The organism is Chakrabartyella piscis (assembly GCA_030067835.1).
In the GTDB taxonomy this organism is placed as follows: domain Bacteria; phylum Bacillota; class Clostridia; order Lachnospirales; family Anaerotignaceae; genus Chakrabartyella; species Chakrabartyella piscis.
On sequence record CP092441.1, the window covers coordinates 141796 to 165269 of the forward strand.

Here is a 23474-nt window from a genome sequence, read left to right on the forward strand (position 1 = left end):
CAATAAAAGCAATGATACATTAGAGAGATTTTGAACAGAAAGATAAGTGCCCAAGAGAAAGGAGTAGGGGCAGTGGCAGGAGAACTCAGTATAGGTTTAGGACGAAAGGAGTTATAACATGAGACCGTTAGAAGGAATGAAGGTATTGGATTTTACACAAGTACATGCCGGAAGTTTGACAACAAGGTTGTTAGCAGATTTCGGAGCAGAAATCATTAAAATTGAAAGACCGTATGTTGGAGATTTGGCAAGATATTGGCCTCCTATCGCAAATGGTGAAAGTGCATATTATGCGTTTCTAAATCGTGGAAAAAATAGTATTGGGTTAAATGGATCCAAACCAGAAGGCAAAGAGATTATTGAGAAGTTATTGAAAGAAGTAGATGTGATTTGTGAAAACTTTAAGTATGGTAGCATGGAAAGAATGGGACTCTCATACGAAGATGTGAAGAAAATTAATCCAGAAATCATATACGCATCCCTCAATGGATTTGGGCAAACGGGACCGCTAAAAGAAAATGTGGGATTGGATTTGCAGTTGCAGGCTATGAGTGGATACATGGACAGAACCGGATTCCCAGACGGAGCACCCACGAAAGCAGCAGCTGTGATTGGTGATCAAATTGCAGGTACATATATGGCCAATGCAATTTTATTGGCAGCAATACATAAGAAAAAAACAGGAAAAGGCCAACAAATTGATATTTCCATTTTGGAATCATTGTTTGCAACATTGGAAGGAGCTCCTGTAACATACAGTTTAACAGGAACTGTTCCTGAACGTGTGGGGAATGAATATCCATCTTGTTCTCCATATGATAATTTTGAAACAAATGATGGGTATGTTGCAGTCGGTGTTGCAACAGATAGACAGTGGCAGACCTTTTGCAAAGCAATGAAACTGGATCATCTTGCAGAAAAAGAAGAATACAAAGTAAATGAAATTCGTGGACAACAATATCATATTGGACTTAAGGATGAACTGGAAGCGCTTACAAAAACAATGTCTAAATTTGAAATTGAGGAAATTTTGCGTGGTGTTGGCTTGCCATGTGGTGCTGTGCGTACAGTTGCAGAAGCAATGTCGAGTGATCAAGTAAACGCTAGAGAAATGCTGATTGATGTAAATGATAAGGCGATGGGAAATGTGAAAATGCCAGGTATTGGAATCAAAATGTCCGAAACACCTGGTGCTGTTACCCATGGCGCACCTCTTTTGGGGGAATATACAGATTATTATTTGTCTCATTTGGGATATTCTTCACAAGCAATTGAAGAATTGGAAAGCAAAAAAATCATTCAAAGATCAAATGGCTAAAGGAGGATTGACATGGGAATTTTAAATGGAGTAAAGGTAATTGATTTCACCCAAGCATATAGTGGTCCTTTTTGTACAATGCAATTGGCGGACTTTGGTGCAGAGGTAATTAAGATTGAAAGAAGAGGTGTGGGTGACCAGTCTAGAGAGTGGACACCTTTTAGAAATGGGTATAGTGGATATTACGCTTCTATCAATAGAAATAAAAAAGGAGTTTCATTGGATATTTCAAAACCTGAAGGACAAGAAGTTGCAAAAAGGTTGATCAGCCAAGCGGATATTGTGGTGGAAAACTTTAAAGTGGGCACGCTTGCAAAAATGGGTTTGGATTATGAATCTATAAAGAAAATCAATCCACAAATTATTTATGCTTCCATCAGTGGATTTGGGCAATATGGTCCTTTGAAAAATTTGGCGGCATACGACAATGTTATACAAGCTATGACAGGTGTTGTAGATATGACGGGCTTCCCAGATGGTGTACCTGTGAAGATTGGGCCAGCTATAGGTGACCATTTTACAGGTTTGAATACATGTTTAGGTATTTTAATGGCATATTATTCCAGATTGGAAACAGGAATGGGACAACATATCGATACAGCTATGTTTGATACTTTGTTTGGGATTTGTGAGTGCCCAATATTATTCAAAACCCTTTTGGATGTGGATATGAAACGAAGTGGAAATGCAGATCCAGAAGTTATGGTACCATATGATGTATATAAATGTAAAGATGGCTATTTCTCTGCGGGTCTTGTGAGTGAAAGTGCGTGGCCGACATTTTGCAATACCATAGGAAACCCTGACTTGGCAGACAATCCTAAATTTGCAACGGCAGAAGGCAGAAGCAAAAACTTTGAGAAAGCTACAGAAATCATATCTACCTTCTTTGTGGATAAAACAAGAAGTGAGTTGACAGATATATTTGCAGAAGCAAAAATCCCAAGTGCTCCTGTTATGACAATACCAGAGCTGATGCACAATGAACATCTTTTGGAACGTGGGATGATTCGCACCATGTATGATGATGGATTGGGAGAATATGAGGCGATTACAAATCCTATGCATTTATCCTTGACACCAGCAGATGAATATAAATCTGCACCGCTTATGGGACAACATACAGAAGAAATTTTAGAGAAATTCCAGTTCAACAAAGCAGAAATTGCAGAACTTTATGAAAAAGGAGTAATTTAATAATTGATATAAAGGGGGAGCATAGATGAATGAAGAAAATAAAAATATAAAAAAAAGTAGGCTTTCGGATCAGTACGAAGTAGGCTTGATGGTTGTCAGTTTGATTATCATAGCAGTATTTACGATTTCTTTAACGCTATATCCTGAACAATCAAATGCATTGGCAGGGAAGGTATTTGCATTTTTAACTCGTACCTTGGCGTCTCCAATCCAATCTGCATCCATTTTGATGATTTTGTTTATGACAATATTTGCATTATCAAAATATGGAAATGTACGATTGGGTAGAGCAAAACCAGATTATTCTACATTTAGCTGGTTGGCTATGATTTTCTTTTGTTTGAATGGTGCTGGTACAATGTACTGGGCATTTATTGAGTGGGGTTTTCATTATAATGCAGCACCCTATATCAATGGTGTTGAAACAACAGATGCCTTCTTGATGGAGATGGCACTGGCATATACATTCTTCGATTGGGGACCTTCGGATATTGTTTGGATTTTAATATTTACAATTCCATTTACATATTGGTTCCATTTAAGAGAAAATAAAAAGTTGCATTTGGCAACAATGTGTACTCCTGTTTTGGGGGAAAAGGCAATCAATGGTATGGCAGGAAAAATCATTAATTTCATCTTTATTTTCTCTGTTGTTGGCTCTATTGCCATTACAGCAGGTTCCGCAGCAACGACTATAGGGACTGCATTGGCAGATATGTTGAAGATTGAAAGATCTTTTAGCATAGCAATTATTGTTTTATTGGGAACTGCAATCATATTTTCAATTAGTTCTTTTGTGGGAATTGAAAAAGGGATCAAGCGTCTTTCTGATGGAAATATTTGGCTTTTGATGGCGATTTTACTTATGTTCTTAGTTTGCAGCGACCCTCTATTCATTGTTGACTCAATGTCAAATGCAATAGGACTTATGTTTGATAACTATATTCGCATGAACCAATGGACAGATCCGGTTGCAAGAAGTTGGTATCCTCAGGATTGGAATGTATTCTATTTCTTGTATGGGCTTATTTTTGGGCCATTGACCGGGATGTTTGCTGCTAAAATTTCCAGAGGAAGAACCATTAAAGAAATGTTCTTTGGTATGATGGTTGCAACGGTTTCTGGGTTGATTTTGCTTCATGGTGTTGTAGCGGGCTATCAACAAAACTTGATGATCAATGGTGGATTGAATATCCCAGAATTGGTTGGATCAAATGCGTTAGAAACTGCTAGTTCTTTAACAATGCAAACACTTCCATTCCCAACAATTGCATTGGCAGCGTATTCAATTTGTACGATTGTTTTCTTGGCAACAACCCTAGATGCTTCTGCGTTTACGTTGTCTTCGACAATAACCAAAGAGTTGGGGTTAAATGAAGAACCCAATAAATATCTCAAACTAGTTTGGTGTGTTGTTTTGATTGCAATTCCAATGGGAATCGCATTTGCAGGAACAGATACAACAACCATTAGAACATTTGTAATGGTATTTGGATTGCCTTTGTTTGCAATTGTATTTATTGCATTCAAGGGATTACTCCAAGATTTGCGATTACATTATAAACATATGACAGCTGATGAAATCCGATATGAAGGACTTACAGATGAAGAGAGAGCAGAAAGAGACGAGTGGAGAAAGATGAGGATGTGAAAATTTTTCTGTAAAGAATAATTTCTTGGATTTAATGGATATCTCAAAAATGTAAAAGTCTTTCATATGAACTTGTACGAAAAAAGCCTAGAAACCCTTGATTTCTAGGCTTTTCCCACGTCACTCCACCACAACAACCAACCGTTCTATTTGGTGACAACCGTATGCACTATGGATTTGGAAATCCCAAACTTCTTCGCCGTTTCCCTGACAGTGGCATATCACAACGGGCGCCCACATAGGGGCACCCTACATGGCACGTGTAGCGATGTGGTTCAATCTGAACAACCCTGCATATTTGCTTGTAGATAGTATATGCGGTTGAGGATGGGAGTAGTACAAAATAGTAGCGTAACAGAGGTTTTGCGTGATATAATATATTTAAAGATATGTGAATATGAGTATAAAATCCGAGGGAAACATACGGAGGTGGATAAAATGATGGAGCAAGATAAACCTTTGCGAATACGTAATAGCACAGCCGATTTTTTGGTTTTTACAAAAGATGCAAAAGAAGATGGCGTTGAAGTGAGGGTTCAAGATGGTGATGTTTGGCTGACGCAAAAGGCTATGGGGCAGTTGTTTGAGGTGGATAGAAGTGTTATTTCTAAGCACTTGAAAACTGTTTTTGCAACAAGTGAAGTGGATGAGAATGCAACTTGTGCAAATTTTGCACAAGTTGCGGATAATGGCAAAACATATCAATATAAATTTTATGGACTGTCCGCAATCATCGCTGTTGGATATCGTGTCAATTTGGAACGTGCCACGAATTTTCGTCAGTGGGCGACAAAGGTTTTATTCACTTTTGCAAAACAAGGATATGTTTTAGATAAAGAAAGGCTTATCAATGGTCAAATTTTTGATGAGGACTATTTCGACCATTTAATCTCTGAAATTCAAGAAATTCGTGCCAGCGAAAGACGATTCTATCAAAAAATCACAGATATTTATGCAACTGCTGTTGATTATTCTTTGCATAGCAAAACAACAAAAAATTTTTTTGCGACAGTGCAAAATAAAATGCACTTTGCAATTCATGGGAACACTGTGGCAGAAGTGATTGTAGATAGAGCAAACCATCAAAAGGAACATATGGGGTTGACTTCTTGGAGAAATGCACCCAGTGGCAAAATTGTGAAGGCAGACGTTTCAGTGGCAAAAAATTATTTGTTGAGTAATTGGGGATTCAGTATAGGTGATTTTTGCTTAAACTGCCGATACGACACGTTCGAAGCGGGCATTTTCAACTTGTGAGACTCTAGCAAATTTGTTGATGGAGGAAGTATTACGACAAAACTTTTCTTGTTTTTATGGCATGCTGTTGACAAAAAAAGCCCCATGTGATATGCTAAATATATGGCAAAAGTGCAATCTTTATCTTATAAAGAAATGGGGTTTACTTATGCAAATTGCACATATAAAAGAAAACGGGACCATACAGACCATCCAACAACATAGTGAAAGTACAGCGGAAATTTCCAGCAGTTTTGCAATATCAGAATTGCGGAGGTTGGTCTATCAGACAGCATTGATACATGATCTTGGCAAGTATCAACCTTCTTTTCAAAAACGCATTTCAGGTGAGAATCACATCAAAATACCACACGCACTTTGTGGCGCAATCGAACTCAAACACATAATGAAGCCTAGTTTTGAACAATTTTTAATGCAATATTGTATTGCAGGGCATCACACAGGTTTACAAGATTTTGGCAATCCTGGGGATGAACAAATCACACTTCTTGGCACACTTGAACAAAAAACAGAATCTTATGAAATATATAAAAAAGACATTTCCTTTACATCACCAGATATAGAAATAGAATATTTTACAAAAAATTGCAGAGATCATCAAGAAATTGGAGAGCGTTTTGCATTCTTGACAAGATACGTTTTTTCTTGTATCACAGATGCAGATTCCTTGGACACAGAAGCATTTTGCACAGGGGTAAAACGAGAAAAAAGAAATTCTGATTTTTCTGAATGTTTGTCGAAAATAGAACAACGATTTGCAGGATTCCAACCAACAACAGATTTGCAAAAAGCAAGGAGCAGTGTGCAAAACCAAGTCTATGAAAAAATCAATCAAGAAGGCGAGATTTTTTTGATGCCAATGCCAACAGGTAGTGGCAAAACCCTGTGTAGTATGAAGTTTGCACTGGAGCGTGCCATCAAACAAGGAAAAAAACGCATCATTTATATCATCCCATACAACAGTATCATCGACCAAACGGCACAAGAGTTTGAAAGGATTTTCGGTGATAGCTTGCAAATGTTACGCCATCAATCTAATTTCCAATATGAAGTGGAAGATGGGTTTCATGAGGATTATCGTATTTGGGCAAATAAAGCCATTGAAAACTGGGATGGAGATTTCATCATCACCACAGCGGTACAGTTTTTTGAATCCATTCATCACAACAAGCGTGGGAAATTAAGAAAGCTACATAATATGGCAGATGCTATTTTGATTTTTGATGAAGCACATCTTATGCCAACAGAGTATTTATCACCATGTCTCAAAGGGATTTCTCATATCACAAGTATTTTAAATAGTGAAGCAGTATTTTTGACTGCAACCATGCCAGATTTCCATACATTGCTAGAGAAGCATGGAATAGAAGGACAAAAAGTGGTGGATTTGGTGACAGATACATCGGAGTTTTCTAAATTTCGCAAATGTGACTATATCAATTTGGGATATGTGGAAATGGAACAAATTTTATCTATTGCAGCAGCTTCTAAATTGATTGTGGTGAATAGCAGGAAAAAAGCACAAGAAGTTTATGAGAATTGTGATGGTGAGAAATATCATTTATCCACCTATATGACGGTGAATGACCGACAAAAAACCATTACAACCATAAGAGAACGATTGGAAGCATTGGAAGATGAATTTGGAGAGGATGTGCCAGAGGATAAAAGAGTTACTGTGGTTTCTACGTCTTTGATTGAAGCGGGTGTGGACTTGGATTTCCATGTGGTTTGTAGAGAATTGGCTGGACTAGATCATATTTTACAAGCAGGTGGACGTTGCAATCGAGAAGGCAAACGAAAAGGTGCAACCGCATATATTTTTGCATGGCATGAAGATTTTGGAAAGATGTCCACACCAGAGAAGGAGATTACAAAGGGTCTCTTGCAAGAATTTTCTGATTTGAATGATTTGGAGTGCATCCAGCAATATTATGAGCGGATGTTGCGTGTCAAAGCGGATGAAATTACAAAACACAAGTTAAAAGTACACCAGAAAAAGCCATTTCAAATCAATTTCAAAGAATATACAGAAGGATTTAAATTTATTGAAGACAATTCCTATTCCATTGTCATTGTGGAAGATGTGGAAGAATTGCAAGGAATCAATCAATATACCAAAATAGATACAAGAAAATATCAAAAATATATGGCAAGTGTAAAACCATGGGAGTTTGAAGAACTGTTCAAACAAGGTGTCATAAGCGATTTTGGAACAGGTGTCTTTTTCCTAACCAATCTAGATTACTATAACAAAGAAACGGGGATTTTGTTTGCGATACCAGAGTATATCATATAGAAAGTAGGTGAAAAAATGGGATTTAAAATCATTGTGGAAGGAGATTATGCTTGCTTCACAAGACCAGAATTGAAGGTGGAGCGTGTCAGCTATGATGTGCCAACACCAGGTGCATTGGAAGGTTTGCTCAAAAGCATTTATTGGAAACCAGCCATTCGTTATGTTGTTGATGAGATTGTGGTATATCATCCAATCAATTTTATGAACATCAGGAGAAATGAAGTAAAAAACAAGGTTTCTATGCAACATATGCGAGGACAGATGAATGGAATGCGAAAAGATCCAAGTATTTACACCAGCGAATGTAGAAGTCAAAGGGCATCTATGATACTCAAAGATGTAAAGTATGGCATTGCTTTTCATTTTGAAATGACGGGAAATCAAAGCGATCATGCAGATGAAAGTGCGGAAAAACACTACAATATCATCAAGCGTAGGCTGGAAAAAGGACAAGCTTTTCGTACACCATGTTTGGGGTGCAGCGAATATGCAGCTCGTAAAATCACATTGGTGGAAGATTTTGATTTGGAAGAAATTGCAGAAGAAATTCGTGGTATGGGAGATATAGACTTGGGATTTATGAGTTATAAAGTGGATTTTCAGGACAAAGGGCAACCTGTTAATGGTGATTGGGAAAATCCTAAATTTTCAGACCAAGCAAGCACTTTATATTATCGACCACATATGGTGAATGGTATTATTGATGTGAAAAAATATCGACAGGACTTGAGGGGGTGAAGTCATGCTGATTTCGGCACTGAACGAGTATTATGATATTTTGGCAGAACAAGGAAAATTGTCACCAAAGGGATATACAGATGTAAAAATTCACTATTTGATTGGGCTGACAGAAGATGGCAGAATTGCTTCTATTGTGAATTGGCAAAATAACGAAATGCGTACAGTTGGAAAAAAGGAGAAAGAAGTTTGGGTACCAAGGGAAGTATCGCTACCTATGCGAAGTCAAAAACCTGGGATTGATGGAAATATTGTGGAACATAGACCGCTATATATCTTTGGATTGAACTTTGAAGATGGAGTGCTTTCACCAGAAGATAAAACAGATAAAGCGAAAAAATCACATGATATATTTGTACAAACCAACTTAGAATTTATAGAAGGTTTGGATTCGCCTATAATCAATGCATATCGCAAATTTTTGGAAACGTATGTACCGCCAGAAGAAGTAGAAAATCCTTATATTCTACCCATTGGCAAAGCCTATAAAACATCAGGATTTGCTTTTTGCTTGGCGGGTAGACCCGATATTTTGCTCCATGAAGATGTACAAATTAAGCAAAAATGGAACCAATTGTTTATGGAAAAAGACAACCAAGAAAAAGGAACTGTACAGTGTGCAGTTTCAGGCGAAAAATCCAGTATTGCTAGAATCCACAACAAAATCAAAGGTTTTAATGCCATGGGTTCTGCATTGATTGGATACAATGACGATGCTTTTTGCTCCTATGGAAATGAACAAGCATACAACAGCAATGTGTCCAAGGAGGTTATGGAGCGGTATACAGAAAGCTTGAACTATCTTCTTGCAAATCGAGAACACAAAGAAATGATAGATGATACCACCATCATTTACTTTGCAATGGACAAAAACCAAAGTTGTACAGAGCTGTTCAATCAATGTATGTTTGAAAATTCCAAACTAGATGATGAGGAAACCCAGAGTTTATTGCATACCATGATGCAAGAGGCAAGGGAAGGAAACGTATCTGGTAAGCGATTGGAGGTTTTGGAGGAGATTGATGACCAAACCACTTTTTATATGTTTGGCTTGCGTCCCAACTCCTCAAGGCTTGCATTGAAATTCATTTACAAACAAAAATTTGCCAATGTACTCCATAACATTGCACTGCATCAAGTGGATTTGCAATTGGAAGAAGGGTTCAAAACCATACCACTTTGGCGAATTTTAAGTGAATTGAAACCTACAACCAATAAAAAAGTGGAAAATGACCCTGCATTGACAGAAAAAATATTGCAGGCGATTGTATATGGTTATCGTTATCCAAATGCGTTGCTACACACGATTGTCAGACGTATCAAAACAGACCCAGATACGGATATGTTCAAAAAAATTAATTCCACAAGGGTTTCTATCATCAAGGCATATATCAATCGACAACAGAGATTAAGTGGTCAAAAGGAGGAGTTTACAATGGCATTGAATCAGGAAAATACAAATGAAGCCTATTTGTGTGGTAGGTTGTTTGCAGTATTGGAGCAATTGCAACAAGGTGCATCTGGAGGCAATTTGAATCGAACCATTAAGGATTCCTACTTTGCGTCCGCTTGTTCCACACCCGCAATTGCATTTCCAAAATTGTTGCGTTTGGCACAAAATCATATTCCAAAAGCAACCTATGGACAACATTTGAACTATGAAATGGGTCAAATTATGAATTTGTTGGATGGCGAGTTTCCAAAATCATTGAGTTTGGTGGAACAAGGAAAGTTTATTGTTGGATATTATCAACAATTTTATCAAAAACATGAAAAAACAGACAAAACAGTGGATGAAGTGACAAAGGAGGACGAATAATATGGCTTTGAATCATGCGTACCAATTTGTAATGATTTTTGATGTGGAAAATGGCAATCCCAATGGCGATCCAGATGCAGGCAATAGCCCAAGAATCGACCCAGAAACCAGTCATGGACTCATCACAGATGTTTGTTTGAAACGAAAAATTAGAAACTATGTGGAATTGGCAAAGGATGGGGAAGCGGGATATAGCATTCTTGTGAAACCAGATAAGGCTTTGAATACCAAGTTTACAGAAGCATATGTGGCAGAAGAACTTCCCACAAAAGCAAAAGGAAAAAATCCAGATGATGTGAAAACAGCACAGAAATATATGTGTAAAAACTACTTTGATGTGCGTACATTTGGAGCAGTTATGTCCACTGGTGATGATCCATGTGGTATTGTGCGTGGTCCTGTGCAAATCAATTTTGCAAAAAGCGTTTCTCCAATTAATATACAAGATGTGACCATTACAAGGCAAGCCAGAACCACAGAAACCAGAGCAGAAACAGGTGCAACAGAAATGGGTAAAAAAAGCTTTATTCCATATGCACTCTATCGTTCAGAAGGTTATATTTCTGCACCCCTTGCAAATAAAGTGACAGACCTTTCAGAAGAAGATTTGGAACTTTTGTGGACAGCCATCATCAATATGTTTGAGGATGATCACAGTGCTGCTCGTGGCAAAATGTGTATGCGTAAATTGTATGTATTCCAACATGAAAATGTATTGGGCAATTGTCCATCTCATATTTTGTTTGATAAAATCCAAATCACACAAAAGGATTCTTCTATGCCACCAAGAGCATTTTCTGACTACGATATTTCCATTGTAGAAGAGATGCCAGAAGGTGTACAGTTGATTTCCAAAATATAAGCCTATGGAGAGCATCAATATTAGAGATTTACAGCACTTTCTGTATTGTCCACATCGCTGGGGATTGATCCATATTGACAAAATATGGGTGGAAAATCTCTTTGTCATCAAAGCCAATTTGATGCACGAAAAAGTACACGATAGGGAAAAAGTGGTATATGGCAAAGAACAAAAAACCTTGCATGCTGTCACCATATTTAATGATGACTTGGGACTTTTTGGTGTAACCGATAGCTTAATTTTGGAAAAAGGGAAGTATATATTGATGGAGTATAAACCAACCCAACCAAAGGGCAAATCGTTCAATAGGGAAGATGCTTTACAAGTATTTGCACAAAAGGTATGTGTAGATAAAATCTTTGGGACAGATACAAAATGTTATCTGTATTACAAAAATCAGAAAGCTAAGGTATTACTGCCATTTAGAGAGGAATACGATGCCTATTATCAAATGTTAGAAGACACGTTGTCTGAAATACGTGGATATATAGAACAAAATCAAATTCCACCTATCCAAAAAGGACAAAAATGTTCGGGTTGTTCTTTCAAAGATATTTGTATGCCAACAAAGAGAAAAAAAGCCAATATACGAAAGGTTTTACAAGATATTTTGGAGGGTGGTATATGAGAAAACTGTTGAATACCCTATATGTAACCAATGAGCAAGTATATTTGGCATTGGATGGCGAAAATATTGTTTGCAAATTGGATGGAAAAGATGTTTTGCGATTGCCAATTCTCAATATTGAAGGGGTTGTGTGTTTCAGCTATATTGGCTGTTCACCAGCACTTATGGGAAAATGTGTAGAAAATGCAATCCCCATTAATTTCATGACACCCCATGGAAGGTTTTTGGCAAAGGTTTGCGGAGAAACCAGAGGAAATGTAAACTTACGTGTCCAACAAATTGATACATTTCGTGAGCTTGGTGTACTGCTTTCTCAAAATACAATGGCAGCTAAATTTTGCAATACAGCAACGGTTATCAAACGTACTTTGCATGATAATCCAGACTTGCGAGAAGATGTAGATATTGCCAAAACTTTAGAAACCATCAAAAAAGGTGTAGATTCTTTGTACCAAACAGAAAGTGTGGAGCAGATTATTGGTGTAGAAGGTAATGTTGCACATTCTTATTTTGGTATTTTCGATCAGCTCATCAAAAATAAAAATGAGGTGTTTCACTTCGAAATTCGCACCAAAAGACCACCACTGGATGCAACCAATGCACTGCTTTCATTTATGTATGCCATTTATACAAATGAGGTGGCTTCTGCATTGGAAACTGTTGGTTTGGATAGCTATATTGGATATTGTCATACTTTACGAAGTGGTAGAAGTTCCTTGGCTTGTGACTTGGTAGAGGAGATGCGATGTATCATAGAACGTTTTGTTTTGGGACTCATCAATCTAAAGATTTTAAATGAAGGTGATTTTGAGGTGCAAGTTTCTGGAGCGGTTTATTTGAATGCAGATGGACGTAAAAAAGTTTTAGAACGTTGGCAAAGTAAAAAACGTTCAGATATTGTACATCCTTATCTCAATCAAAAAATACAGCTAGGACTTTTGCCATATGTACAAAGCAATTTGCTTGCAAAGTATATTCGTGGTGATATTGAGGAATATCCCAATTTTATTTTGAAGTAGGTGATAATATGATGGTTTTGATTACATATGATGTGTCTACATCTGATGAAGGTGGCAAAACAAGGTTGCGTAAAGTGGCAAAAATATGTGTCAATTATGGACAACGAGTGCAAAACTCTGTGTTTGAAGTCAATGTCAGTTATGGTGATTTTTTGAAAATCAAAGATAAGCTCATCAAAGAAATGAATCCTCAAAAGGATAGTTTGCGATTTTATTATTTGGGAAACAATTGGCAAAATAAGGTGGAGCATATTGGAGCTAAAGAGGGATATAATTCCGAAGGATTGCTGATGATTTAGGCGAAGGTGTGGTGGATGGTAAAACTGCGGTGGGTTCGCCTAGAAAGAAAAGGGTTTTCGTGAGAAAAAAGAGAAAAGATGCAATAGAAAGATAGAAAAAAGAAATTGTCCACCTAGATGTAGTGTGCGATGGCAATACGTTGCTAGATGTTGCGGTCGCACCTCTCGTAGGTGCGTGAGTAGAAATCAATCTTCTACGGTTCCACAAAAGCAGGTGCCGTCGCACCTCTCGTAGGTGCGTGAGTAGAAATACATACAAGCGTTGGAAAAGGTGGATGGTTTAGTCGCACCTCTCGTAGGTGCGTGAGTAGAAATCTTGGTCATTTCTTCTGCATCAAAGCCAAGGGTTGTCGCACCTCTCGTAGGTGCGTGAGTAGAAATAACTTGTTCTTTTGTTGCTTTTCCTTTGGCATCTGTCGCACCTCTCGTAGGTGCGTGAGTAGAAATGTCTTTCGGGATATTCACCTCAAATGGTATCAGTCGCACCTCTCGTAGGTGCGTGAGTAGAAATCACCATGTAAATTCTGAAAGGCTGTTCATTTGCCGTCGCACCTCTCGTAGGTGCGTGAGTAGAAATACCCATGCTCCAAATTTGCTCATGTTGTCACTCCGTCGCACCTCTCGTAGGTGCGTGAGTAGAAATTCATATGTCCCTTGTGGGTAAATCGTGCATCCGGTCGCACCTCTCGTAGGTGCGTGAGTAGAAATGCGTTATATGTAAAATTATCCAAACAAACCACCGTCGCACCTCTCGTAGGTGCGTGAGTAGAAATTCAACGCTAACAGCTCCACCGCCATCAATAATTGTCGCACCTCTCGTAGGTGCGTGAGTAGAAATCATCATGATTGTTTCTGGTTGCACGTTTGCCCCAGTCGCACCTCTCGTAGGTGCGTGAGTAGAAATGACTATATGGCTATGGTAGTTGTTGGAGTATTGGGTCGCACCTCTCGTAGGTGCGTGAGTAGAAATAACACCGAACCCAAACCGCTGCCGCCATATCGTCGCACCTCTCGTAGGTGCGTGAGTAGAAATTGAAAGCAGTTTGGATAATGTTGCTGGGGTTGCCGTCGCACCTCTCGTAGGTGCGTGAGTAGAAATGTGTGCTATTTTAGTAGCACAACAGGGGCAGACGTCGCACCTCTCGTAGGTGCGTGAGTAGAAATACAGTATCACCTACGGCTATGTCGGGCTCTATGGTCGCACCTCTCGTAGGTGCGTGAGTAGAAATCACCACTGCGATACTGCACTACACTAAAGTCCTGTCACACCTCTCGTAGGTGCGTGAGTAGAAATAGACTGACAATCTAACATATAATCAAAGTGACCGTCGCACCTCTCGTAGGTGCGTGAGTAGAAATAATAAAATCAAGAATATCTTCAATGCAATCTTCAGTCGCACCTCTCGTAGGTGCGTGAGTAGAAATACTATCAACTAACTATTATTATAAATTGATATAGTCGCACCTCTCGTAGGTGCGTGAGTAGAAATTGTATCATTTCCACTTGTAAAATGATACTTTCCTGTCGCACCTCTCGTAGGTGCGTGAGTAGAAATATAAGCACAGAAAAGGCTTACAAGCTATGTATGAAGTCGCACCTCTCGTAGGTGCGTGAGTAGAAATGATAGTTCATAGTTCATCATTTTTTTATCCTCCGTCGCACCTCTCGTAGGTGCGTGAGTAGAAATGTCCCATTTGCGGGGCAAATTTAGATCCAAATGAGTCGCACCTCTCGTAGGTGCGTGAGTAGAAATTCCAAACATTACAGGTGGGACTGTCAATGTATTTGTCGCACCTCTCGTAGGTGCGTGAGTAGAAATGACTATTTAGGAAAAGCGTGATAGACTGTGTTTGGTCGCACCTCTCGTAGGTGCGTGAGTAGAAATCACTTGGTCGCCAAATTCTGCATAGAGCCTGTTGTCGCACCTCTCGTAGGTGCGTGAGTAGAAATTGCAACAAAACAGACCCTAGCACTGTAGCAGTATGTCGCACCTCTCGTAGGTGCGTGAGTAGAAATTTCAGGATGCAAACGCATGTAAAAAACCAGTGGTCGCACCTCTCGTAGGTGCGTGAGTAGAAATGGAAGCAGAAATCAAGATGCGTGGTGTCACTGGAGTCGCACCTCTCGTAGGTGCGTGAGTAGAAATTTCCATTTTCCATTTTTCATTGCAAAGAAAAAGTCGCACCTCTCGTAGGTGCGTGAGTAGAAATTATGATATGATTTTTGACCTTTTACCACTTGAAGTCGCACCTCTCGTAGGTGCGTGAGTAGAAATTACGAGGTCATCACAAAACATACACCACAGGAAGTCGCACCTCTCGTAGGTGCGTGAGTAGAAATCACCACCAAAGGCGCAGAATCAGACAGATGTGCTGTCGCACCTCTCGTAGGTGCGTGAGTAGAAATATCTAGCCTATCCTGCGTGTCACTGCTGGTTCTGTCGCACCTCTCGTAGGTGCGTGAGTAGAAATTACTATTATAGGATTGCAAACACGCTTGTTTACGTCGCACCTCTCGTAGGTGCGTGAGTAGAAATCTTTGCTTGTGGCAGAAATGTACATCCGTTTTCGTGTCGCACCTCTCGTAGGTGCGTGAGTAGAAAGTGTGTTGGATATTGATGATGAATTATAAAATAGCTTGTCCATATGATAGCCACAACCCTTGATTTCTAGGCTTTTCCCACGTCACTCCACCACTAAGCTTACCCAACCGTTCTATTTGGTGACACCCATATGCACTGTGGACTTGACACCCAAACTTCTTCGTCATTTCTTTGATGGTGGCATACCAACGGGCGTCCACATAGGGATGCCCCTACATGGCACGCTTGGAATGCCGATGTGGTTCAATTAGAACAACTCCTGCATATTTGCTTATAGCAGTATACGTTAGAGGAATGGATTTTATCACCGAAACAGAGAAGAAAGCATTAGTCTTCATGGAAAACCATTTCCAAAGCACGTTCATAGGCAGCCAAAGTTTTGGCAACAACAGCTTCATCGTGACAAACAGACACACTATATCGATTGGTTGGTTTGTTGTAAATACCTTCATTCAAAAGAGCAAAATCAATTTTTTTACGAAGAGCAAAATCAGATTGTTGCACATCACGATAGCATTTGATTTCATCCAATTGGGTAATGCAATAGTTGAATACGGTGCCTTCACCAACCATTACAATTTTGATGCCTCTATCTGCAAACAATTTTTGAATGCCAGATTTCAAAAGGTCTGTGCAAGCAACAATATGGTCAAATTCCTGTTCCAAAACTGCAATGGTTGCAAGTCCTGCTTTTAAAATCAAAGGGTGACCATTGTATGTACCGCTATGGAACAAAACATCTTGTGCAGAAGAGGTTTTGCTGGTACTACTATCAAACACATCGGAACCGCTGATGGGCGCTGTGGTCATAATGATATCACTTCTACCACCAACAATACCCAAAGGCATGCCGGCACCAATGACTTTACCCATGGCAGTGATATCAGGTTTGATGCCATAAATTCCTTGGGCACCTTTCATACCCACACGGAACCCTGTTTTTACTTCATCGAAAATCAACAAAATGCCAAGTTTTTCAGTGACTTCACGGAGTCCTGTCATAAATTCTTGTGTTGCTGGAACATATCCAGACAAAATCGGTTCCATGATGATGGCAGCCAATTCTGTTTGGTGTTTTTCCAAGATTTTGGTACAAGATTCCAAATCGTTGAAAGGTAAAATGATTGTATTTTCCAATTGACTAGGCTCCACACCTCGTGATTCCAAAATAGGTGTTGGATTTTCAATGTCGCCAGCTTCGGAAATAGGTGGATTGACACTGACCAAAACTTGATTGTATCCACCATGATAATGGCCTTCAAATTTTCCAATTTTGTATTTTCCTGTGTATCCATAGGCGATACGCAAAGCCAAAAGGGTTGCTTCTGTACCAGAATTGGTGTAGCGCAGCATTTCCACAGAAGGATAATATTCCATGATTTTTTTGGCAAATGTATGTTCAATTTGACTGGGTGTACCATACAAAATGGCACCACATTCTTCCAAGTGTTCTGTAATTGCTTGTTTCACAGCAGGATGACCATGACCCAAAATCAATGGACCATAGGATGCCAAGTAGTCGATGTATTCATTTCCATCCACATCTGTCAAAGTTGCACCAGAACCAGACTCCATAAAAATGGGATAGGGGTCATAATATTTGATGTTGGCAGCAATACCACCAGGCAAGGTTTGTGTGGCTTCTTTGTGGAGTTTTTCTGAAGTTTTGGTACGGGTTTTATATACTTCCATGAGTGTTTCCAATGTCATATGAATACCTTCTTTCTTCGTTTGTGGTTCACGTCAGTTGAATACACCCATTGTACCGCCAATTTTCAATTTGTCAATATATTTTTAAAAATATTTTATTTTGGAGAATAATTTTCATTTTCTTTCGTTGTGGACTTGAGTTATTTGAAAATATACGTTACAATAAAAGAAATCACAAAGAAAGTAGGTGCCTTATGAACGAAATTTTTGATAAAATTGCAAAAGCAAAAGAAAGTATGAGCAAAAGCCACAAGAAATTGGCAGATTACATATTGGAGAACAAAACAAAGGTTTCTTTTTTGAATATTACAACACTTGCAAACCTTTCTGGAACAAGTGAAGCAACCATTGTACGTTTTTGTTCTGCTTTGGGATATAAGGGATATCCGCAATTTCGACAAGAACTCCAACAAGCCTTGGAGCAAAAAATCACCATACACGAAAGGTTGCGTTTGTCCAAGGATATTGATAGCGATAAAGAAGCTTTCATCAAACAGGTCATTGAAGATGATGCACAACATGTGAAAAATATTTTGCAAAATTTGGATACAGATGTTTTCTTTGCCATTATTGAAGCATTTTTGGAAAGCAAAAAGATTTGTATTGTTGCAGGGCGTAGCACCATGGCACTTGCAAGATTTATGCATTATTATTTCAATTTGATTTTTGATGATGTGTGTTTGGTATCTACAGTGGATGAAGCCAGCGAACGATATCGCTATTTCGATGAAGACACCGTTGTATTTGGCATCACCTTTGCCAGATATACCCAAAGTACCATTCACATCATGGAATATGCAAAGGAACAAAATTGTACTACCGTTGCATTGACGGATTCCTACACATCGCCCATTGTGCCATGTAGCACATATGCGTTGTTTGCAGAAACAGAGGTTGCATCTTTATTTGACACCTATGTGGCGCCACTTTCCATCATAAATGCTATGATTGCCTATTTATGCCATGTGAAAAACGAAAAAGTGACACAAAATATAGAAGAAGCCAGCAAACTTTGGAGTACATTCCATATTTTTAACGAATAACCCACTAAAAAGACAATAAAATTTCATAAAATACACAAAATGAAAAAATATTTTCATTTTCTATTGACCTTTGGAAAACTCCTTGCTATAATCCTGATATTGTATCAAAGGCGCTACAGTTCATCCTGTTGCGTCTTTTTTTTATGACATGGCAAAGATTGATATATTGGGAGGTAATGTATATGAAAAGAACAAAAATTGCAATACTGATGGCAACTTGTTTGATGGTAGGTGTTTTGACAAGTGGTTGCGGCTCCAGTGAAAGCAGTGATGGTGCAAAAAGTTTGACCATAGCAACGGGTTCCAGTGGTGGAACCTATTATGCTTTGGGTGCTGCCATGGCAAATGCTTGGACAGATGATTTGGAAAGCATTACAGTCAATTCCATTTCTTCGGGAGCATCCACAGAAAATATGAATTTGCTCAATGCAGGTGAAGTGGAATTGGGTTTATCCATGAATAGCATTGCAGACAATTGCTACAATGGCGAAGGGGTATATGCAGAAACAGGAGCGCAAACCAATTTCAAAACCATTGGTGTTGTATATCCAGAAGTATTCCAAATTGTGGCATCCGCAGAAACAGGAGCAGAAAGTGTTTCTGATTTGGCTGGTTTGTCTGTAGCCATTGGTCCTGTTGGTTCAGGAACAGCATCCTCTTCTGAAATTGTATTTGCAGTAGCTGGATTGGATATGGCAACAGAAATCAGCGTGGAACGAGATAGCTTCACCGATGCAGTGACAAAAATGCAAGACAATTTGTTGGATGCAAGTTGTGCAGTGTTGTCTGTGCCAGCATCTTCCATTACAGAATTGGAAACAGTGAAACAAATCAACTTTATTGATATTTCTGATGAGGAATTGGCAACCATCCAAGAAAGTTTCCCATATTACACAAGATTTGTCATTCCAACTGGTACATATTCCAACACAGAAGACATCAACACAATCACTTGTCAAGCAGCACTGTATTGTGCAGCAGATTTGGATACAGAAACCGTTTACAATATCACCAAATCTTTATATGAAAATGCAGAAGCAGTTGCAACAGCACATTCTGCTGGTGGATATATCAGTTTGGAAACAGCATTGGATGGCATTACAACTCCTTTGCACGCTGGTGCAATCCAATATTATGAAGAACAAGGCATTGTGATACCTGATGAATTGAAGTAAAAGGATAGGGTGAAGAACATGACAAAGACACAACAAGCAAACGCAATAAATGGAGAAGATATTCTCAAGAAATATGACAAAGAATCCAATATACGTACATTTGATGGGTTTATGGGGAAATTCATTGTGGTTTTGGGAGTAGCATGGTCTATTTTCCAACTATACACAGCGATTTTTGGTGTATTTCCTTCTACCATCCAACGTGGCACACACATTGCAGCAGCATTGACCTTGGTATATTTGTTGTATCCAGCCACAAAAAATCAAAGAAAAATCCCTGTGTATGATTATATTTTTGCATTGCTCAGTGTTTGCATTGGGTTATACCATATTATTTTTTATGAACAACTCCAATTGCGAAGTGGTCTATATACCACAGCAGATTTTATCATCAGCATCATTGCAATGGTGTTGATTTTGGAAGCAACTAGACGTGTTTCTGGCAATGTCATTGTGGTGCTTGTGGCGATGTTTTTGTGCTATGGGTTGTTTGGTCAGGATTTGCCAGGATTTTTGGCACATGCCAATATTTCTGCAAAACGCTTGTTGACCTTTGAATGGTTGGGTACAGAAGCCATTTTGGGCTCACCTATGTATGTTTCTTCTACCTTTATATTCCTGTTTTTGTTATTTGCTACTTTCTTGAAAAAAAGTGGTGTTGGTGATTGGTTGACCAGTCTTGCCATGAGTGCTTGTGGTGGTTCTGTTGGTGGACCTGCGAAAGCGGCTGTCATTGCAAGGTACTTTGACAGGTAGTTCTGTTGCCAATACTGTAAGCACAGGTTCCATCACAATTCCACTTATGAAAAAAACAGGATATAAACCAGAATTTGCTGGTGCGGTGGAAGCGGCTGCCTCAACAGGTGGTCAGTTGATGCCACCCATTATGGGTGCTGCTGCATTTATTATGACAGAATACATTGGTTGTTCCTATGCAACAGTTGCTTTGGCAGCTTGTATTCCAGCACTTTTGTATTTCACTGGTATTTTCACAAATGTGCATTTTGAAGCATTGAAAAATGGATTGATGGGCATTCCAAAAGAAGAACGCCAAGGATTGAAAGTGTTGATCCAAAGTGGTTGGTATATGATTGCACCTGTTTTGTTGATTGTGGTACTTTTGGTTTCTGGGTATACTCCTATGCGTGCTGCCATTTGGGGCATTGCTTCTTGTATTGCCATTTGGTTTGTGGAGATGCACAAAAGCACAAAAGTATCTTTGCCGAAATTTGGAAACGACTTCATCCATGCTTTGCACGAAGGAGCTGTTTCTGCCATTTCTGTTGCAGTCACTTGTGGTGCAGCTGGGATCATCGTTGGGGTAATCACATTGACTGGTTTGGGTCTTCGGATGGCAAATGGAATTGTAGATTTGGCTGGGGGTAGCTTGTTTTTGACCATGTTTTTGACCATGTGTTGCTCCATTGTTTTGGGTATGGGTGTACCAACTACAGCAAATTATATCATCCAAGCCACCATTTCTGCACCTGCTATGATTGCTTTGGGTGTGGAGCCTATTGCAGCCCATTTGTTTGTATTTTATTTTGGCATTGTTGCAGATATTACACCACCAGTTGCTTTGGCTGCATTTGCGGGTGCAGGTATTGCAGGTTCCAATCCCATGAAAACAGGATTCAATGCCTTTCGTTTGGGGTTTGCAGCATATTTGGTGCCATATATTTTTGTACTCAATCCAGAATTGGTTTTGGTACGTCCAGAAGGTGTGGCAACCTCGGCATTTATTGTATCCATCCTCATTGCAATCATCACAGCAGTTGTGGGTATGATGGCAATTGCATCTGGTATGTCTGGATATTTCAAGGATCATTGCAATCAGATAGAACGAGTGGTTTTATTTGCAACAGGTATTGTTTTGATTATCCCTAGTACAGGCACTGATATTTTGGGAGCATGCATTATGATTGGTATTTATGCAGTCCAAAGATTGCGTGTGAAAAAATATGCTGGAAGTTTTATGGGGAAAAGTAGTGTGGTTTCATAATTTTTCGTAAAAAAGAAAAAAGAATGACAAAAAGAAACTCTCAATCGGCGTAAAAACCGACTGGGGGTTTTTGTGTTTGTCCCAATTAAAGATGATGAGACCTACTGTATTTTATCTTAGCGTAGGGGCGGATGCCCACATCCGCCCGCAATAACGGTGTACTAGTAAGCGGGTCGATGAGGGCATCGACCCCTACGTCATTCTATTAAGCCCTTTTATCTTTAATTGGGACTTGTGTTTTATGTGTAGTTTATGAAATTGTTGGCTTGTTTGTAGGTGTTTATGAAATGCAGCTTGTCCATCTAATAGCCACAAACCCTTGATTTCTAGGATTTTCCCGCGTCACTCCACCACCAAGCTTACCCAATCGTTCTATTTGGTGAGAAGCGTATGCACTGTGGACTTGAACCCCAAACTTCTTCGTCATTTCTCTGATGGTGGCATGCCAACGGGCGCCCACATAGGGACGTCCCTACATGGCACGTTCTTCGATATATGTTTTCAATCTGAACAACTCCTGCATATTTGCTTGTAGATAGTATATGCGGAGGAAGGCGGGAGTAGTACAAAAACAAATGTATATACGGAGCAAACAAAGGTGTGAAAAAGGTTCATTTTGCACAATTGCAAAGGCACTTCTTACTATAAAAAGTAACCTTTGCCGAAAAGCCTTGGTTTTTGTCGAATTCAATTGACGATGTGATACGAAAGTGATATACTTTGTTCTTGAGAAACACTGAAAGTTCAAGGAAAAACAGTGATTTTTTAGGGTTTGGCAGGGTAGATGCCAAAGAAAATATGTAGGGCATATGAGAGGGAGAAAATGATGAAAAAAAGAATTTTGGCAACAGTAATGATGGCGGTTATGACAACTTCTATGTTGGCAGCATGTGGCGGTAGCGAAGAAGCGGCATCCACAGATGCACCAGCAGAAGATGCTTTGCAATTGGCATTGGTTATGGATGGTTCCATCAATGATGGCGGTTGGTATGCTGACTGTTATGCAGGTGGTGTAAGAGCAAGCGAAGATTATGGCTATGAATTGGCATATTCTGAAAACTTGGATCAAGCTGATTTCGTAACAGCAATCCGTGAATATGCAGCAGAAGGCTATGACTTGATTGTACTTTCTGGCAATAACTTCGAAGATGCAGTTTCCCAATTGCACGAAGAATTCCCAGAAACACATTTTGCTGGTGTCAACTTTGGTTTGGAAGCAGAAAATGTAACAGCAATGGGTTACAACAATAAACAAGGTGGTTTCTTGGGCGGTGCTTTTGCAGGTCTTATGTCTGAAACAGGGGTTGTTGGTTTCATTGGTGGTACAGATATGCAACCTACTTTGGACGGAGCTTCTGGCTTTGAACAAGGTGCAAAATATGTAAATCCTGATGCACAAGCAGTTTCTGCAATGGTCGGTTCTTGGAATGACGTTGCAAAGGGCAAAGAACTTGCAATTTCCCAAGCAACAACAGTAAACGCTGACGTCATCTTTGCATGGGCTGGTTCCAGTAACCAAGGTATCTATGCAGGTTGTGAAGAAGCTGGCATCCACGCACTTGCAGAACCTTTGGATGGTTTGGATTCCTCCGCAGCAGTTTATGGCAGTATCTTGATGAGCAACGAAGCGTTGATTTATGATGTGGCTGGAAAAGTTGCAGCAGGTGGTTATGTTGGTACAACAAACTATGCAGATGCTTCTTTGATGAACTTCGGTCGTTACAACGACTTGGTTGGCGAAGATGTTGTGGCTGAATTGGAAAGCATTTTGGCTGACTTGGCAAGCGGTGCAATCGTAGTAGAATAATTTGAATAACTTGGCATATCCATTGGTTTTGGGTATGCCACTCTTTT

17 protein-coding genes and 1 CRISPR repeat array are annotated in these 23474 nt (G+C 39.3%); of the genes, 16 read left to right on the forward strand and 1 reads right to left on the reverse strand.

From position 1 onward, the window contains the following. The first annotated feature begins 118 nt into the window (after positions 1–118). The 11 genes from MJY40_RS00780 to cas2 all read left to right on the forward strand — a co-directional run bounded on the left by MJY40_RS00780 (position 119) and on the right by cas2 (position 13087). A complete protein-coding gene (locus MJY40_RS00780; protein WP_317855187.1) occupies positions 119–1318 on the forward strand; it encodes a CaiB/BaiF CoA transferase family protein in 1200 nt (399 codons plus the stop codon). A 12-nt stretch (positions 1319–1330) separates the two neighbouring features. Then, positions 1331–2515, forward strand: a complete 1185-nt coding sequence (locus MJY40_RS00785; RefSeq protein ID WP_317855188.1) for a CaiB/BaiF CoA transferase family protein — start codon at positions 1331–1333, stop codon at positions 2513–2515. 25 nt (positions 2516–2540) lie between these two features. Continuing rightward, positions 2541–4166 (forward strand): BCCT family transporter, encoded by a 1626-nt coding sequence (locus MJY40_RS00790; RefSeq protein WP_317855189.1) that lies wholly within the window; start codon positions 2541–2543, stop codon positions 4164–4166. Between the two features lie 438 nt (positions 4167–4604). Further along, the gene (gene rhuM, locus MJY40_RS00795) at positions 4605–5423 is read left to right on the forward strand and encodes a RhuM family protein (RefSeq protein WP_331488207.1); all 819 of its coding nucleotides are present in this window, start codon (positions 4605–4607) and stop codon (positions 5421–5423) included. Between the two features lie 148 nt (positions 5424–5571). Further along, positions 5572–7722 (forward strand): CRISPR-associated helicase Cas3', encoded by a 2151-nt coding sequence (cas3, locus tag MJY40_RS00800; RefSeq protein ID WP_317855190.1) that lies wholly within the window; start codon positions 5572–5574, stop codon positions 7720–7722. A 15-nt stretch (positions 7723–7737) separates the two neighbouring features. Then, the gene (cas5c, locus tag MJY40_RS00805; protein ID WP_317855191.1) at positions 7738–8460 is read left to right on the forward strand and encodes a type I-C CRISPR-associated protein Cas5c; all 723 of its coding nucleotides are present in this window, start codon (positions 7738–7740) and stop codon (positions 8458–8460) included. 4 nt (positions 8461–8464) lie between these two features. Then, on the forward strand, positions 8465–10279 hold the full coding sequence (gene cas8c / locus MJY40_RS00810) for a type I-C CRISPR-associated protein Cas8c/Csd1 (protein WP_317855192.1): 1815 nt from the start codon (positions 8465–8467) through the stop codon (positions 10277–10279). Position 10280: 1 nt separating this feature from the next. Then, positions 10281–11141 carry a type I-C CRISPR-associated protein Cas7/Csd2 gene (cas7c, locus tag MJY40_RS00815; protein ID WP_317855193.1) on the forward strand — a complete coding sequence of 287 codons (861 nt, stop codon included), beginning with the start codon at positions 10281–10283 and terminating at the stop codon, positions 11139–11141. 4 nt (positions 11142–11145) lie between these two features. Continuing rightward, entirely contained in the window at positions 11146–11769 is a 624-nt protein-coding gene (gene cas4 / locus MJY40_RS00820; RefSeq protein WP_317855194.1) for a CRISPR-associated protein Cas4, read from the forward strand. Beyond that, positions 11766–12788 (forward strand): type I-C CRISPR-associated endonuclease Cas1c, encoded by a 1023-nt coding sequence (gene cas1c, locus MJY40_RS00825; RefSeq protein ID WP_317855195.1) that lies wholly within the window; start codon positions 11766–11768, stop codon positions 12786–12788. Before cas4 ends, cas1c begins: the two co-directional genes overlap by 4 nt. 8 nt (positions 12789–12796) lie before the next feature. Then, positions 12797–13087 (forward strand): CRISPR-associated endonuclease Cas2, encoded by a 291-nt coding sequence (gene cas2, locus MJY40_RS00830; RefSeq protein WP_317855196.1) that lies wholly within the window; start codon positions 12797–12799, stop codon positions 13085–13087. A gap of 155 nt (positions 13088–13242) precedes the next feature. Next, a CRISPR array of direct repeats spans positions 13243–15691; the repeat unit is 32 nt; unit sequence GTCGCACCTCTCGTAGGTGCGTGAGTAGAAAT. A gap of 326 nt (positions 15692–16017) precedes the next feature. Here the strand turns inward: cas2 and MJY40_RS00835 are convergent. Further along, complete coding sequence (locus MJY40_RS00835) at positions 16018–17400, reverse strand: aspartate aminotransferase family protein (RefSeq protein WP_317855197.1); 1383 nt, start codon at positions 17398–17400, stop codon at positions 16018–16020. 194 nt (positions 17401–17594) lie between these two features. On the opposite strand from MJY40_RS00835, the gene MJY40_RS00840 reads away from it, so the two are divergent. The 5 genes from MJY40_RS00840 to MJY40_RS00860 all read left to right on the forward strand — a co-directional run bounded on the left by MJY40_RS00840 (position 17595) and on the right by MJY40_RS00860 (position 23427). Then, positions 17595–18443: a MurR/RpiR family transcriptional regulator gene (locus MJY40_RS00840; RefSeq protein WP_317855198.1), complete on the forward strand. Its 849-nt coding sequence runs from the start codon at positions 17595–17597 to the stop codon at positions 18441–18443. 182 nt (positions 18444–18625) lie between these two features. Continuing rightward, positions 18626–19618: a TAXI family TRAP transporter solute-binding subunit gene (locus MJY40_RS00845; protein WP_317855199.1), complete on the forward strand. Its 993-nt coding sequence runs from the start codon at positions 18626–18628 to the stop codon at positions 19616–19618. 18 nt (positions 19619–19636) lie between these two features. Continuing rightward, complete coding sequence (locus MJY40_RS00850; protein WP_317855200.1) at positions 19637–20374, forward strand: TRAP transporter large permease subunit; 738 nt, start codon at positions 19637–19639, stop codon at positions 20372–20374. Continuing rightward, positions 20328–21620 carry a TRAP transporter permease gene (locus MJY40_RS00855; RefSeq protein ID WP_317855201.1) on the forward strand — a complete coding sequence of 431 codons (1293 nt, stop codon included), beginning with the start codon at positions 20328–20330 and terminating at the stop codon, positions 21618–21620. Before MJY40_RS00850 ends, MJY40_RS00855 begins: the two co-directional genes overlap by 47 nt. An 823-nt stretch (positions 21621–22443) precedes the next feature. After that, entirely contained in the window at positions 22444–23427 is a 984-nt protein-coding gene (locus tag MJY40_RS00860; RefSeq protein ID WP_317855202.1) for a BMP family protein, read from the forward strand. The last annotated feature ends 47 nt before the right edge of the window (positions 23428–23474 follow it).

Bases quoted from the DNA above. Each gene is read 5' to 3' on its own strand.
- cas3 (WP_317855190.1), top strand. From the start codon at position 5,572: ATGCAAATTGCACATATAAAAGAAAACGGGACCATACAGACCATCCAA.
- cas7c (WP_317855193.1), top strand. From the start codon at position 10,281: ATGGCTTTGAATCATGCGTACCAATTTGTAATGATTTTTGATGTGGAA.
- MJY40_RS00785 (WP_317855188.1), top strand. From the start codon at position 1,331: ATGGGAATTTTAAATGGAGTAAAGGTAATTGATTTCACCCAAGCATAT.
- cas2 (WP_317855196.1), top strand. From the start codon at position 12,797: ATGATGGTTTTGATTACATATGATGTGTCTACATCTGATGAAGGTGGC.
- rhuM (WP_331488207.1), top strand. From the start codon at position 4,605: ATGATGGAGCAAGATAAACCTTTGCGAATACGTAATAGCACAGCCGAT.
- cas1c (WP_317855195.1), top strand. From the start codon at position 11,766: ATGAGAAAACTGTTGAATACCCTATATGTAACCAATGAGCAAGTATAT.
- MJY40_RS00790 (WP_317855189.1), top strand. From the start codon at position 2,541: ATGAATGAAGAAAATAAAAATATAAAAAAAAGTAGGCTTTCGGATCAG.
- MJY40_RS00845 (WP_317855199.1), top strand. From the start codon at position 18,626: ATGAAAAGAACAAAAATTGCAATACTGATGGCAACTTGTTTGATGGTA.
- MJY40_RS00780 (WP_317855187.1), top strand. From the start codon at position 119: ATGAGACCGTTAGAAGGAATGAAGGTATTGGATTTTACACAAGTACAT.
- MJY40_RS00840 (WP_317855198.1), top strand. From the start codon at position 17,595: ATGAACGAAATTTTTGATAAAATTGCAAAAGCAAAAGAAAGTATGAGC.
- MJY40_RS00860 (WP_317855202.1), top strand. From the start codon at position 22,444: ATGATGAAAAAAAGAATTTTGGCAACAGTAATGATGGCGGTTATGACA.
- MJY40_RS00835 (WP_317855197.1), bottom strand. From the start codon at position 17,400: ATGACATTGGAAACACTCATGGAAGTATATAAAACCCGTACCAAAACT.
- cas4 (WP_317855194.1), top strand. From the start codon at position 11,146: ATGGAGAGCATCAATATTAGAGATTTACAGCACTTTCTGTATTGTCCA.
- MJY40_RS00850 (WP_317855200.1), top strand. From the start codon at position 19,637: ATGACAAAGACACAACAAGCAAACGCAATAAATGGAGAAGATATTCTC.
- cas8c (WP_317855192.1), top strand. From the start codon at position 8,465: ATGCTGATTTCGGCACTGAACGAGTATTATGATATTTTGGCAGAACAA.
- cas5c (WP_317855191.1), top strand. From the start codon at position 7,738: ATGGGATTTAAAATCATTGTGGAAGGAGATTATGCTTGCTTCACAAGA.